Annotated in this window: 9 protein-coding genes; 2 read left to right on the forward strand and 7 right to left on the reverse strand. The window is 68.4% G+C overall.

The window, feature by feature from the left end; all coding sequences use genetic code 11:
- Window positions 1-91 precede the first annotated feature (91 nt).
- From HCC78_RS02510 to HCC78_RS02520, 3 genes are all read right to left on the reverse strand, one after another.
- Window positions 92-2866, reverse strand: a complete 2775-nt coding sequence (locus HCC78_RS02510; RefSeq protein WP_172327164.1) for a methyl-accepting chemotaxis protein — start codon at window positions 2864-2866, stop codon at window positions 92-94.
- A gap of 108 nt (window positions 2867-2974) precedes the next feature.
- Complete coding sequence (locus HCC78_RS02515; protein ID WP_172327165.1) at window positions 2975-4132, reverse strand: ABC transporter substrate-binding protein; 1158 nt, start codon at window positions 4130-4132, stop codon at window positions 2975-2977.
- Window positions 4133-4795: 663 nt separating this feature from the next.
- Window positions 4796-5974 carry a succinylglutamate desuccinylase/aspartoacylase family protein gene (locus HCC78_RS02520; RefSeq protein WP_172327166.1) on the reverse strand — a complete coding sequence of 393 codons (1179 nt, stop codon included), beginning with the start codon at window positions 5972-5974 and terminating at the stop codon, window positions 4796-4798.
- Window positions 5975-6155: 181 nt separating this feature from the next.
- On the opposite strand from HCC78_RS02520, the gene cphA reads away from it, so the two are divergent.
- Both cphA and HCC78_RS02530 read left to right on the forward strand, forming a co-directional pair.
- A complete protein-coding gene (gene cphA, locus HCC78_RS02525) occupies window positions 6156-8897 on the forward strand; it encodes a cyanophycin synthetase (RefSeq protein WP_172327167.1) in 2742 nt (913 codons plus the stop codon).
- 19 nt (window positions 8898-8916) lie between these two features.
- Window positions 8917-11103 carry a cyanophycinase gene (locus HCC78_RS02530; protein ID WP_172327168.1) on the forward strand — a complete coding sequence of 729 codons (2187 nt, stop codon included), beginning with the start codon at window positions 8917-8919 and terminating at the stop codon, window positions 11101-11103.
- A gap of 338 nt (window positions 11104-11441) precedes the next feature.
- On the opposite strand, the gene HCC78_RS02535 is transcribed toward HCC78_RS02530, so the two are convergent.
- From HCC78_RS02535 to HCC78_RS02550, 4 genes are all read right to left on the reverse strand, one after another.
- A complete protein-coding gene (locus HCC78_RS02535; RefSeq protein WP_172327169.1) occupies window positions 11442-12137 on the reverse strand; it encodes an ABC transporter permease in 696 nt (231 codons plus the stop codon).
- Window positions 12137-12817: an ABC transporter permease gene (locus HCC78_RS02540; protein WP_172327170.1), complete on the reverse strand. Its 681-nt coding sequence runs from the start codon at window positions 12815-12817 to the stop codon at window positions 12137-12139. Before HCC78_RS02540 ends, HCC78_RS02535 begins: the two co-directional genes overlap by 1 nt.
- A 22-nt stretch (window positions 12818-12839) precedes the next feature.
- Window positions 12840-13604, reverse strand: coding sequence for a transporter substrate-binding domain-containing protein (locus HCC78_RS02545; protein ID WP_172327171.1), 765 nt, complete (start codon window positions 13602-13604; stop codon window positions 12840-12842).
- A gap of 64 nt (window positions 13605-13668) precedes the next feature.
- Entirely contained in the window at window positions 13669-14457 is a 789-nt protein-coding gene (locus tag HCC78_RS02550) for an ABC transporter ATP-binding protein (RefSeq protein ID WP_172327172.1), read from the reverse strand.
- Window positions 14458-14873: the final 416 nt, after the last annotated feature.

Here is a 14873-nt window from a genome sequence, read left to right on the forward strand (position 1 = left end):
CCCGGCTGCCGTTCCGCCGGATGCCGCAGGACATCCGGATCGGGCCAGCCCGCCGTCCTCGGGGTGGCATTTGCGTTCAACCGATCATGATCTAGGCCACCTTCCGGCCACCATTGTCACTTGGCTCCGTTTCCGTCCGGTCTTCTGCCGGAACAGAAAAGCCGCTGACGACCCTCGACAGCAGCCCGGCCTCGTGTTCGAGCGTGCTGCAAGCTGCGGCAGTTTCCTCGAACATTGCAACATTCTGTTGCGTTGCGGAGTCAAGCTGGCCAACGGCAGCGTTGATCTCTCCTATGCCGGTGGACTGCTCGTTTGAGGTCGACGCGATGGCGGCTACGTTGCCCGAAATTTCTCCCACGGAGGAAATGATTGTCTCCAAGGCAGCCTCCACCTGGGCAACAGAGGAAACACCGTTCTTGACGTGCCCGGTCGACACGTCGATCAGCCGGTTGATTTCGCTGGCGGCATCGGCCGCGCGGAGCGCGAGGCCGCGCACTTCCGAGGCAACGACGGCAAAGCCGCGCCCGGCTTCGCCCGCGCGGGCTGCCTCCACCCCGGCATTCAGTGCCAGCAGGTTTGTCTGGAAGGCGATGTCATCCAGAACCGACGTGATCTTGCTGATCTGTTTCGAGGAATCGTCGATGCTGCCCATCGCCGACACGGCATCTGCCATGATCGAGCGGCTCATTTCGGCGCTCTGGCGGGCCGATGAGACCTGCCCATCGGCGCGGCGCGCGCCCTCTGCGGAGGAGGAAACCGAGGCCGTCAGCTGCTCCAGCGCTGCGGCCGTCTGTTCCAGGGTTGCAGCGCCGCGTTCGGTCCTGTGGGACAAATCGTTCGAGGCCTGGGCAATTTCGGTCGAAGACGAACCGATGACCATGACCGAGTCCGCAAGCTGGCGGATGACGCCGCCGAGAGTCCCGATCGCCATGTTGAAATCCCGACGGAGCGCTTCGTAGGCCTCCGGAAAGGCCATCTCGATGCGATGTGTCAGATCTCCCTTGGACAGGTGGTGCAATCCCCGCGCCAGGGCGGCAACGACCTGCTGCTGCTCGGCAGCATGGGCGCTGCGCTGCGCTTCGGCCTCGCGGCGCAGCTCTTCCTCCCGTGCCGCTTCGGCCTGTTCCCTAGCCTTTGCTTCCTCTGCACGGGCCTGTTCCAGCGCTTGCGCCTCGGCCTCGCGGCGCCTGGTTTCTGCTTCCTCATCGCGCGCGCGCGCGCGCTCCGCTTCCTCCCGGAGGCGTTCTTCCTCCTGCAGGCGCAGCCGTTCCTGCGCATTTTCCCGGAAAATGCGCAGGGCATCGGCGAGCCGTCCCAACTCGCCGGAAGCCCCCAGTCCGGAGACCGGAGAAAGGTCGCCCTGCGAGAGGCGCTCGGTCGCGCCCGTGATGCGGTTCAGCGGCCGGACGATGATCATCCAGGCTAGGACCGGCGACGCCACGAGTATCGTGAGTGCGACCGCTCCAACGACGCCCATGCGCGTCTTGGCGGCAGAAACTTCACCCGCAATGAGAGTCGAAGTTCCGGCAATGGCGGCACGTTCCTGGGCGCTCGCGCTGACGATCTGTTCGGCGATATCGGATACGGCGCGGCTTGCATCCAGGCCGGCAGCGGAGGCTCGCGCGCTGGCCTCGAGCCCGGCCCTGCGGCTGGCTGCGATTCCGCCCTCTGCATCGGCCAGCGCCAGCATGCTCCCGATCTGCTCCGCTAGGTCGGGATCCTCACCGGCAGCCAGCCCGGAGAGCTGCGCCGACAAGGCCTGCAGGGCGCGGTCGCGCTGTGCCAGTTCAAGCTCGTCGCGCGACAGCGCGACTTGGAGGGCCTGGGCGAAGAACTGCTTCGACGCGGATTCGAGGGCGCCGATATCCCGGATCCGCACAACCTGTTCATCGAGCAGCGTCCTGAGCGCTGCCTGGTTCGCGTCGCGGGTGTCCTCTCCGTTGATCACCAGCTCGAAGTTGATGTCATCGAGAGCGGCCGCCAGGGCGACTTCGGCCTCCCGCCGGAGGTCGAGAATGCGGCTCGCGCTGGGACGGGCCGCCTGGCCCGGCGCCGCGAAGGCCTGCATCAGCTCGCCGCGCGCCGCGGCTATGGCCTGCGCCGCAGGTTCGGCCCGGGACGAGGCCGAGAGGACATCTTGGAGCCCGGCCAGCGTTCCGTTCGAGGTCCGCGCCACATCCGACAAGATCAAGGTGAGCGCCGGATCGCGGGTTTGCACCGCGCTCAGCGCCAGGCCGCTGATCAGGTTCATTTCCGCCCGCGCCTGGAGCGTCGAGGTCAGCAGTGCGACGTCGCTGTCGAGAAGTTCGGTCAGGCCGGAATCGACCTGTGCCATCGTATCCTCGCCCTCAATGACGACATCGAAATAGGCCGAGTCCACGGCATTCGCCAGCGCAATGCCCACGTTGTTCTCCAGCGCCGCGGCCCTTTCGACCGAAGCGCTGATGTCGTCCAGTGCGGAGAACTGCGCGCGCCGCGCGGTCCGCAGCTCTTCCAGTGCCGCCCCGGCGGACTCGAGTTGCGGGCCGAGCGCCGCCGCCCTGTCAGCCGAGAGCCCGCCGATCAGCGCGGCAGCCCGCGACAACGTTGCCTCCGTCTCTGCGTCCGCCTTTTCAAGGCTTTCCGCAGTCGGTGCGCCCATCATGTCGGCCAGACGGCCGCGGAGCTCGCTAGCGGCAGCGTTGATCTCCGCGCTCTGCTGCAGCTGCGGGATGCGCTGCTCGGTGAATTCCGAGAGCCCGCCGGCGATGGTCTGGAAAACGGTCCAGCCGATGACCACCGCCGCGATGGTCATCGCACCCAGGGCGGCAAGGATGGCGATCACCCGCGCGAGGATGCTTCCGGAGAGATTGCGAACCTGTTTCATTTCCGACTATCCGTACCCGAACTGAAGGCTGGGACCGTGCGGTCCGCAGCTGCGAATGCGTCCCGCGCGCTGTGGCGCGGGACATTTGCCTGCCGGCGCGGGGCCAGCCTAGCTGCCGCCGAGCGTGACGGGCCTGAAGCCGCCATCCGGTCCGATTTCGGTAAGGAAGACGGCGTCGGAGCCCTGGTTGTCGCCGGGGCCGTAGGCCAGGGTGAACCCGCCCAGATCCAGCGTCCCGAGATTGCCGAGCGCCGCGAGATAGCTTTCGCGGGTGAGATCGCTGCCTGCCGCCTGCAGTGCGGCGATGGCGACGCGGCCGGTGACGTAGCCTTCCAGCGTCACGAAGCCGGGATGGGTTTCGGGCGCGACGGCCTTGAGGGCAGCCTGGTACTGCGCGACGAGCGGGATGGACGCGTCCCAGGGGAAGGGCACCACCTGGCTGATGATCACGCCCGCGCCCTCCGGCCCCAGTTCCCCTGCCAGGGCTTCGGAGCCGACGAAGGAGATATTCACGAAGACCGGATCCATCTTCATCTTCCGCGCGAGCTTGACGAATTCGGCGATCGGCTTGTAGGCGCCGACCATCACCACCGCCTCCGGTGCGGCCTTGCGGATGTCGAGCAGCGCGGTCTTCACCGCCACGGTGTTGCGCGTGTAGGTCCCTTGCGCCACCAGTTCCATGTCCCGGTCCGCCAGCGCCTTGGTGACGCCGTCGAGGCCGACCCGGCCGAAACCGTCATCCTGGTAGAGGATCGCGATCTTGGCCAGGCCCAGGTCGCCCACCAGGTAGTCGATCCAGACCTTGGTTTCCGCGCCATAGGTGGCACGGATGTTGACCACGTTCGCCAAGTCCTGAGCGCGCAGGAAGCCCGCGCCGGTGAACGGCCCGATATACGGCATCCGTGCCTCCGTCGCCAGCGGCTGCGTCGCCAGCGCGGTGGGGGTGCCCACCGGCCCGATCAGCCCGATATGGGCATTCCCGTCGATGACCTTGCGGACCTGAGCGACCGAAAGGTCGGGCTCGTAGCCGTCATCGAAGGCCTCGACGGCCAGCTTCCGGCCATGCACGCCCCCTGCGGCATTGGCCTCTTCGAAGGCGGCGCGGATGCCGAGGTTCATGCCGGTTCCCAGGGCCGCGGCCGGCCCCTCCATCGCGGCGACCTGCGCAAAGCTCACGCTGTCCGCCGTCACTCCCTCTTCCGCAATCAGCGGAGATGCCGCAAGCGCGACAGCCGCGGCAAGCGCCCCGCATATCGATCTGATCATGTCCAGCCCTTCCCGGCAGTTGCTTTCGCGAGGCAGAGTGCTGACCAAAGATGTTCAAAGCCTTAGAAACGGACCGGATTTCGATGCATTTTATCGACGATTTGACGGAAACGGTTTCCGGACCGCCCAGGTCCGGGGGGGCATGCAGGCCTGTCCGAGCGGGCAGCGCGCTTGCTATGCGCAAGTTTGCCCAAGCTCTGCAGTGGAGCCGCCGGATCGCTGCGGACACGGCGGTTCGACCCGTCTCGCAGGAGCCCAGCTCAAGGTTTCGCAGCCAAGCGCAACTGCGCGCTCCGCCGCGTGATGCAAGGGCTGCGTCACCGCGGCGAGCAACGAGGTCGCCCGGCAGGGCGCCGTGAGGACTGCAAATGGCGTGACCCGGGCGCCGGCTGTGCCGCACGCGGCTATGGACGGCGGCTGGGGCGGTCTGGATCAGCCCGAGGAGATGCCGCGAGCCTGTGGGGCCGCCGACGCGCTCCCCGGGCCATCAGCCGGTGGCGGCCCCATGGCCGGGCCGAACAGTCGAGGGGCCTCATGAAAGGTACCGGCTTGCTCTGCCGTCTCGAGGATTGTCGCCGAGCCGCGATCCGCCGGGAAGGACGGCCGCCGGTCTCCGTGCCGGCCATGGCCCCGATGCCATGCCCACGGCAGTGAACCCGGACTCTAGTCGGTGAGAAGCTTGCCGCTTCGCTCGGGCAGGGGATCCTTGCCGGCCACCTTGCCGATCACCTTGCCGGGCCAGGCGTAGGGCTGGTCGTGGCGGGCAAAGAGCACCCCGTCGGTCGACGCCTCGACATCCGTCGTGCCGCCGAGCGGGTCCGTGACCGTGGCGATGACCTCGCCTGCGCGAACCGTGTCGCCGAGGCGCACGTGATAGACCACGATGCCCTCGACCGGCGAGATCACCTGCTGCATGGCCTCGAGCGGCATTGCCTCGCACAGCAGCCGCGGCAGCGCGCCGGCCTCGCCCGCAACCGCGCCGCGATGCTTCAGGAAGCGCATCAGCGCCGCGGCATCGTCCCCGGCCAGCCGCTCGTCGACGTCGTTGTTGGACCGCAGCTCGACCGTCGCGGCCATGCAGGCGGGCGGCACCGGAACCTCGGGAAAGGCGGCGGCAAGCGCCCACCACGGACCCGAGCAGGCCTCGTCGAACGGATGCCCGCCCGAGAGATCGCACAGCAGCACCGCGCGGGCGTCGATCTCGGCGGCAAGATCCGCGGCAGCGGGCCAGAGCGCGTTGCCGGTATAGAGATGCACCAGCGCCTCGTTGTCGGCATGCAGGTCGAGCACGATGTCGGCGTCATGCGCCAGCTCCATCAGCCGGATGCGCAGCCCGTCGAGTTCGGTGCGGACCGGCAGCCCGGCGATCGCCTCTCCCATGGCGGCGCGGATCGCGGCGACATTGGCCGCTGGGTCGGCGCCGAGGCTGCCGCCGATCGTGCCGGAGATCATCTCGGCGAGGTCCGGATAGCCGCGGTTGTAGTTCTCGCCGGTCGCGTCGTCATGGCGCCCGCGCAGGTAGCCGCCATGGACCTGCGCGAGTCCGATCGGATTGGCGACGGGGACCAGCACGATCTCGCCCGCGATGGCGCCCTTCTCCGCGGCCTCCTCCAGCGCGGCGGCCAGCTTGCGCAGCACCAGCATGCCGGGAAGCTCGTCGGCATGGAGCCCGGCCTGGATGTAGGCCTTGGGCCGCGCCCCGGGCGTGCCGAAGCGCAGCACCGTCAGCGAGCGCAGATTCTCCGGGCCAAAGCCCAGGAGCTCGCGTCCCGCGGGGGAAGGTCCGGATGCGGCGCCAGGGGAAGCGGGGGAAAGCGTGCGTTCGTCAGTCGAATCCGTCATGGCAGTGCTCCGCGATGTCGACAGTGTCAGTTCCTGTGTGGAAAAAAAGCTGCTCCCGGTCAATGCGGCGCGCTGCGGCACGGCCGACGCGGCGGAACGTCAAATTTTCCTTTCCGGCCCCCCGTCACGGGGGGTAGGCATGGGGTATCGCGGAATTTTACGGTCGGAGCGGAGATTGAGCATGCAGATTGTCAAGACCTCGGTCTATGTCGGGCCGAACATCTATTCGAAGAAACCGCTGATCCGCCTCACGGTCGATCTGCACCGCCGCGCCGGCAAGCCCGTCTCGGAATTCGCCGGCCTGCTGATCGAGCCGCTGCTCGATTACGTGCCCGCGCTGTCGAAGGCGGCCGACGAGACCGGCGCGCCCTTCCTGGAACGCGCGAAGACCGCGGAGGATTGCGGGCTGGGCGAGCTGATGGCGCAGCTGGCGCTGGCGCTGCAGGCCCAGGCCGGCGCGCCGGGCAGCCTGGCCTTCTCGCGTCCCGCCAGGCATCCCGACGAGGTCGAGGTGCTCTTCGGCTATGAATCCGAGGATATCGGCCTGATGGCCGGCGACACGGCGCGCGACCTGATCCTGGACCTGATCGCCCCGCAGGACGACACCAGCCCCGAGACGATCCGCGAGGCGGTCGAGGACTTCATCTATTTCGCCGAGCGCAACTCGCTGGGCCCGTCCGCGCTGGCGCTGGTCAAGGCTGCCGAGGAGCGCGACATTCCCTGGGTGCGCCTGAACGATGCCAGCCTGATCCAGGTGGGGCAGGGCAAGTACCAGAAGCGGATCGAGGCGGCGCTGTCGAGCCAGACCTCGCATATCGCGGTGGAGATCGCCGCCGACAAGGAGCTGTGCACCAAGCTGCTGTCGGATCTGGGCCTTCCGGTGCCCGACCAGTGCTTCGTGCGCGATGCCGAGGACGCGGCCGAGGTCGCGGCCGATTTCGGCTTCCCGGTGGTGATCAAGCCGATCGACGGCAACCATGGCCGGGGCGTGACCGTCAACGTGATGACCGAGAAGGAGGCCGAGGAGGCCTACGAGATCGCGGCCAAGGAAGGCTCGGGGGTCGTGGTCGAGAGCATGATCCAGGGCGACGACCACCGGCTGCTGGTGGTTGACGGCGTTCTGGTGGCGGCCGCCAAGCGGATGCCGGGCCATGTCGTCGGCGACGGCTCCAGCACGGTTGCGGCGCTGGTCGACAAGGTCAACGAGGACCCGCGCCGCGGCAAGGGCCACGAGAACATGCTGACCCGGCTGGAGCTCGACGCGGTGGCCGACAAGCTGCTGGCCGAGAAGGGCTATGACCACGGCACCGTCCCCGCCGAGGGCGAGGTGGTCTACCTGCGCAAGACCGCGAACCTGTCGACGGGCGGCACCGCGATCGACGTCACCGACGTGATCCACCCCGACAACAAGCTGATGGCCGAGCGCGCGATCCGCGCCGTCGGCCTCGACATCGGCGGCGTGGACTTCCTGACCACCGACATCACCCAGAGCTACCGCGATACCGGCGGCGCGATCTGCGAGATCAATGCCGGGCCGGGGATGCGGATGCATATCGCCCCCTCCGAGGGCGAGGGCCGAGACGTGGGCGGCGCGGTGATGGACATGCTCTTCCCCGAAGGCACTCCCGCGCGCATCCCGGTCGCGGCGCTGACCGGCACCAACGGCAAGACCACCACCGCGCGGATGCTGGCGCATGTGCTGAAGATGGCGGGCTTCACGGTCGGCCAGACCTCGACCGACGCGGTCTATGTCGACGGCAACGTCACGGTGAAGGGCGACATGACCGGCCCGACCGCGGCCTCGATGGTGCTGCGCGATCCGACCGTCGACATGGCGGTGCTGGAAACCGCGCGCGGCGGCATCGTCCGGGCCGGCCTCGGCTACCAGTTCTGCGACGTGGGCGCAGTGCTGAATGTCAGCTCCGACCATCTCGGCCTGGGCGGCGTCGAGACCATCGACGAACTCGCGGAGGTCAAGCGCCTCGTCGTCGAGGTCGCCAAGGACTGCGCGGTGCTCAATGCCGACGACATCTACACGCTGAAGATGGCCGAATACACCGAGGCCAAGCACATCTGCTACGTCACCAGGAACGCCGACAACGCGCTGGTGCGCGAGCACATCAAGCTGGGCAAGCGCGCAGTGGTGCTGGAGCAGGGGCTGAACGGCGACCAGATCGTGATCTACGAGCACGGCCACCAGATCCCGCTGATCTGGACCCACCTGATTCCGGCGACGCTGGAGGGCAAGGCGCTCCACAATGTCGAGAACGCGATGTTCACCGCGGCGATGTGCTTCTCGCTGGGCCTGTCGCTCGACCAGATCCGCACGGGCCTGCGCACCTTCGACAACAGCTTCTTCCAGAGTCCGGGCCGGATGAACGTCTTCGACGAGCACGGCTTCCGCGTGATCCTCGATTACGGCCACAACGAGGCGGCAGTCGGCGCCATGGTCGACGTGGTGGAGCGGCTGAAGCCGATCGGCAAGAAGATCGTCTGCGTCACCTGCCCGGGCGACCGGCGCGACCAGGACATCAAGGCGATCGCCGCCAAGGTGGCGGGCAAGTTCGACCACTACATCTGCCACAGCGACGACAATCCGCGCGGCCGCACCCCCGAGGAGGTGCCGGGCATCATCCGCGACGAACTGATCGCGCTCGGCGTCTCTCCCGAGGCCATTGACATCGTGCCCAAGGAAGAAGAGTCCGTGCAGGCTGCGCTGGACATGGCGCGGCCGAACGACCTCGTGCTGATCTTCTGCGACGGCATCACGCGCTGCTGGAAGAAGATCATCTACTTCAAGCCGAAGGAGGCGCCGCAGCCGGTCCCGCCGGAAACCCTCGTCGCTGCCGCGGGCTTCGACGTGCCGGAAGGGTACCGCCTGATGAGCGACGAGCGCGGGGTCCGTATCGTCCTGGATACCTGAACGGGAGCGGCAACGCGACATGGCGAAATTTCCATCGAAGGCTGCGCTCTCGGCCTCGGGGGGCCGCAAGCTGGCCGTGATCGGCGGCCGCCTCGAGGATGACAACGCCGATATCTACGGCGAGATGCACCGGCTGTCGGGCGGGCGGATCCTGGTCTTCCCGACCGCCTCGGCCGAGCCCGAGGCGGTGGGCGAGGAAAGCCTCGACGCGTTCCGCAGCCACGGTTTCGAGGCCGCGGTCGCGCCGCTCTACGGGCCGCAGGCGGCGCTGCGGGCGGGCGATCCGGACCTGCTGGCCCTCATCGCGGAATACGGCCATTTCTACTTCACCGGCGGCGACCAGGCGAACATCCTGGCGGCGCTGGCCCCGGGCGGGGTGCTGACCGCGTCGCACCGGGCGATCACCGCCTGCCTCGCCAAGGGCGGGCTGCTCGCGGGTTCCAGCGCCGGGGCGGCGATGATGTCCCAGCCGATGCTGCTGGGCGGCACGTCGCTGGAATCCGTCGTCCATGGCGTCACCGAGCGCCCCGAGGCGCCGGGACTGCTGATCGGCGACGGGCTGGGCTTCTTCCCCTTCGGCATGGTCGACCAGCATTTCATCAAGCGCGGCCGCCTCGGCCGGATGGTGGTGGCGATGCATGCCACCGGGCAGACCACCGGCTTCGGCATCGACGAGAACACCGCGCTGATCGTCGAGGGGGGCGCGGGCAAGGTGGTCGGCGAATACGGCGTCATGCTGGTCGACACCACCGGGATGGAGACCGATGCCAACCTGCGCAGCTACCAGGATTTCCGCCTGAGCTATCTCGACCATGGCGACTGGATCGACCTGCGCACGGGGCGGCCGCATCCGGCCGACGCCAAGCGCAAGGTGCTCAAGCGCGACATCGCCTATCGCGGCCGGCCGCGCTCGCGCCGCAACGCCTTCGGCGCCTACACGCTCTACGACCTGATGGCGCGGCTGGTGCTGGGCGACCCCAAGGTCTACCGCCAGGACAGCGTCGAGGCCTATGACGCGAAAAGCGCCTTCAACGTCTCGGTCACGCTGGAGCGGGTCGAGCGCGAGACCAGGTGCATGATCTCGACGCCGGAGACCGGCCTGCGCATGACGGCGCTGAATTTCCGCACGACGATCCTGGCCGAGAAGCTCAGCGCGACGCGGCTTGCCGACCGGATGGGCCGCCGCCAGACCCGGACCTTCGGCATGGACCCGCGTCCCGAGGCGAAGATCGTGCTGCTGGGCTCCTCGCCGCTGCGCTCGGCCGCCGAAATGACCGAGGCGCCGTTCGCGCTGCTGAAGGGCGGCAAGGTGGGCGTGCTGGCCTCGGCCTCGGCCGAGCCGCGCGCGACCGCGCGGGACCATATCGAGATGCTGGCCCGCCACGGGATCGAGGGGATCGACCTGGAGGTCACCATCGACACGGTGGAATATGCCGCCCATGACGCGGGCTTCCTGCAGGATGTCGAGGCGATGTCGGGCTTCCTGTTCTGCGGCGGCAACCAGATCCGGCTGGTGGAGACGCTGCTCCACCGCGGCGAGGAAAGCGCGCTTCTGCGCGCCATCGCCCATGCCCATGCCAAGGGCGCGCCGCTGATCGCGGCCAGCGGCGCGGCGGCGGCCCTGTCAGGGGTGATGATCGCGGGCGGCTCCACCTACGAGGCGCTGCGCTTCGGCGTGTCGTCGGATGTCGGCCACCAGGGGCTGGCCATCCAGGAGGGCATCGGCCTCTTCGCGGCGGGGATCGTCGACCAGAACCTGATCAGCCAGGAACGTCTGGGCCGTCTGGTCGTGGCCTGCGCCGAAGAGAACGAGCGCTTCGGCATCGGGATCTTCGAGGACAGCGCGGTGATCGCCTCCGAGGCCGGGATGAAGCTGGAGGCCACCGGTCTCGACGGTTTCGTGCTGGTGGAGATCGACCCGGCGCAGCTGGTGCTGCAGAGCGACAATTTCGTCGCCAACGGCGTCCGCCTGACCGTTTTCGGTCCGGGCGACAGCGTCGATTTGCGCGACGGCACGGTGAGCCGTGCGGGCGATGTCGCGGCATCCGCTGCGCTGCTGGAACGGCTGGTCGTCGGATTGTCCGAGGAGGCCGGTGCCGCGGTGGCGGGCGAGAATGCCGGGATCCATGGCGTCATGGCGCGCGAAGGCGGACAGGACGGCGCGACGGCCTGGCTCGACCTCGCCTGTCCGCGCGACGATTTCTGAGGCGCCGGGCGGCTGGGCCGCAGGCCGATGCAGCAATTCCGGTGCCGCCGGGGCCCGCTCCGGCAGCGAAGGGAAACGCGGGCGTCGGCAGGAAGAGGATCGCCGCCTTGCGCCGCAATGGCAGGCGGTTGGCCGCGGGGACCGGCTCCGGGAGGCCGGTCAGCGAAGCGGAGCCGGTGGGACGGCCGCTGCTGCCGGAGCGGCTGCGTTGGCTCCGCCCGAGTGCGGCCGGGCACTGGATCGCCGCCAGCGCATGGGCGGCTGCGGGCGGCCCGGTCCGGACGATGCCCGTCCGGGCAGCCGCCCGCGGTCGTGGGCCGTGGCCCGCCGCGCCCGGCTCAGCGCGCGTGGGTGATGTAGCGGTTGTAGCGCGCTTCGAGCTGGCCGAAGATCCAGCTGATCAGCAGGGTCATCAGGTAGTAGATCACGCCCGCGATGACGAAGACCTGGATCGGCTGGTAGGTGTCCGAGGCGGCCAGCCGCGCCATGCCGGTCAGTTCCAGCAGCGTGATCGTCGAGGCCAGCGAAGTGCCCTTCATCAGGATGATGACCTCGTTGGAATAGGCCGGCAGGCAGATCGAGAAGGCGCGCGGCAGGATCACCAGCTTGTAGGCCTTGAAGGTGTTCATGCCGCAGGCCCGCGCGGCCTCGATCTCGCCCTTCGGCACCGCGAGGATGCCGCCGCGGACGATCTCGCCGGAATAGGCGGCGGTGTTCAGCACGAAGGTGATCAGCGCGCAGACATAGGCCTCGCGCAGCACCGGCCACAGGAACGACCCGCGGACGAAATCGAACTGGCCCAGCCCGTAATAGACGAGGAAGATCTGCACCAGCAGCGGCGTGCCGCGGAAGAACAGAGAATAGGCAGAGGCCGCGCCCGCGACGAGGCGGTTCTCGGACAGCCGCGCCAGCGCCAGCGGGATGGCCAGCGCCACGCCCAGGAGCGCCGAGATGACCACGAGCTGCAGCGTCAGCCAGGCCCCGGAAAGGAAATCGGCCCAGTATTCCGTCAGGATGTCGGCAAAGACCTGCATCAGCGCGCTCCTGCCACGCCGCGGCTGGCGCGCTTCTCGGCCTTGGCGATCAGCCACATGGAGATCAGGGTGATGATCAGGAACATCAGCGAGGCCACGAGGTAGAAGGTGAAGGGTTCGCGCGTGGTCTGCGCCGCCTGCTGCGCCTTGCGCATCACGTCGTCGAGCCCGACCACCGAAACCAGCGCCGTGTCCTTGACCGATCCCTGCCAGAGATTGCCGAGCCCGGGGATCGCGACGCGCCAGATCTGCGGCATCTGGATGTAGCGGAAGCACTGCCAGGCCGAGAAGCCGTAGGCGCGGCCCGCCTCGATCTGGCCTCTCGGCACCGACTGGAAGGCGGCGCGGAAGGTCTCGGACGCGTAGGCGCCGAAGATCACCCCGAGCGCGATCAGGCCGGCCAGGAAGGGGCTGACATTCGGGGCCTTGTCGCCGAAGACCTGCCCCAGCACCTGCGTGCCGCCGAAATAGATGACGAGCAGCACCAGGAATTCCGGGATGCCGCGCAGGAAGTTCGTCACCCAGAAGGCCGGGCGCGACAGCCAGGCGCGGGGCGAGAGCTTTGCCAGCGCCAGCAGCAGCCCGAGGATCAGCCCGACGATCACGGTCGAGACCGCCAGCTTCAGCGTGGTCGCCAGCCCCTGGAGGAGCAGCGGCAGATAGTCGATCACCGGCTGCATGCGCCGCTCCTCCTTTGCGGGGTTACTTCGGCGAGATGTCCGAGCTCATGTACTTGGCGTTGATCTCGGCATACTTGCCCGAGGCGATGATCGCGGCCAGCGCGGCGTCGAACTTCGCCTTCAGCTCCGTCTCGTCCTTGCGCAGGCCGATGCCGGCGCCTTCGCCCAGCAGCGGATCGCTGACCGGTTCGCCGACCTGGGCGAAGCCCGCGCCGTCGTCGGAGGCAAGGAATTCCTCGATCACGACCGAGTCCGCGAAGACCAGGTCGACCCGGCCGGAGACCAGATCCAGCGTCGCCGCTTCCAGCGTGTCATAGTACTGGACGCGCGCGCCGGGCAGCTTCTCCTCGACATAGGCGGCCATGGTGGTGCCGCGCTGCACGCCGATGAACTTGCGCTTCAGGCTTTCCGGGGTGAGCTCGAAATCGGCGTCCTTCGGGCCGATGAACAGGCCCGGCGTGACATAGTAGGGCCCGGCGAAGTCGATCGCCTTCAGGCGGTCCTCGGTGATGAACATCGAGGCGATGATCGCGTCGATCTTGCCGGCGTTCAGCGCCGGGATGAGCCCGTCGAAGCTCTGGTTCGAGATGGTGCACTCGACCTTCATCTCCTCGCAGAGCGCGTTGGTGATGTCGATGTCGAAGCCCGACAGCTCGCCCGAGGGCAGCACGAAGGCGAAGGGCGGATAGGCGGCCTCGGTGCCGATGGTCAGCGTTTCCTGCGCCAGGGCGGGCAGTGCGGCGCCGGCAAGCAGGGTGGCCGCGAGAAGGGAAGTCAGTCGGGACATGGCAGTGTCATCCTTGTCTGGGTCGGTGCCCGGGCAGGCGGTCGTGCCCGGCCCGGCGGAAAGGTTACTTCAGGCTGCCCGACAGGAACTGCCGGAAGCGTTCGGAATTGGGATTGGCCAGGAGCGCGCGGGGTTCGCCCTCGTCCTCGACCACGCCCTTGTGCAGGAACATGACCTTGTTGGCCGCCTCGCGGGCGAAGCCGATCTCGTGGGTGACGACCAGCATGGTGCGGCCCTCTTCGGCCAGGCCGCGCATCACGCGCAGCACCTCGTTGACCAGTTCGGGATCGAGCGCCGAGGTCGGCTCGTCGAAGAGCATCACCTCGGGGTCCATGGCCAGCGCGCGGGCGATCGCGACGCGCTGCTGCTGGCCGCCCGAGAGCTGGCTGGGATAGTGGCCGCGCTTGTCGGCGACGCCGACCTTGGCCAGCATCGCCTCGGCCTTCTCGGCGGCTTCCGCCTTGCCGCGGCCCAGAACGTGGATCTGCGCGGCGGTGACGTTCTCCAGGATCGTCATGTGCTGCCACAGGTTGAACTGCTGGAACACCATCGCCAGCTTGGAGCGGATGCGGTCGACCTGCTTGGGATCGGCCGGGGCGGGCGCGCCGTGGCGCGTGCCCATCTTGATCAGCTCGCCCTTGACGCGTACCTCGCCGGCGGTGGGCGTCTCCAGCAGGTTGATGCAGCGCAGGAAGGTCGACTTGCCCGAGCCCGAGGAGCCGAGGATCGCCACGACGTCATGCTCGTGCGCCTTCAGCGAGATGCCCTTGAGGACCTCCTGCTCGCCGAATGTCTTGCGAATTCCGGTGACCTCGAGGGCCAGCTGCCCGCTGGGGCTTCCGCTTGTCGTCATCAAATCACCAAACCCCGCGCCGCTGCGGCCGATCTGCCTGAAACCGGCGGTGCGCTGTCCCGCCTTGCAATTCCCCGAAGGATCCCGGGCCTGCGCTCGGCGCCCCTCGCGCCGCCCGCGGCAATCCCGCGTCCCGGCCCCAGAAGTTCCGCGGAAGGCCCGAAAGGTCAAGAGTTTTCCGGCCCATCCAGCGACATGACGTCGCGACCCGCCGCCGGGAAAAGGGCCGCCGCCGCCCGGTTTTCCGCAAATGACTAAATATTTACCACATGACGCCGGGTCCGCGCGGCCGCCGTGGCGGAGCTCTGCAGGACCTGCCGGACGGGACGCGCCGCGGCCTCCGCGCGGCAGGACGCCCGGTGCCGCAGGGACCGAGTCCCGCGGCGGCGCTGCAGGGCGGCGGAAGCGCGGCCAGG

The sequence above is a fragment of the Mangrovicoccus sp. HB161399 genome, assembly GCF_013184745.1.
In the GTDB taxonomy this organism is placed as follows: domain Bacteria; phylum Pseudomonadota; class Alphaproteobacteria; order Rhodobacterales; family Rhodobacteraceae; genus Mangrovicoccus.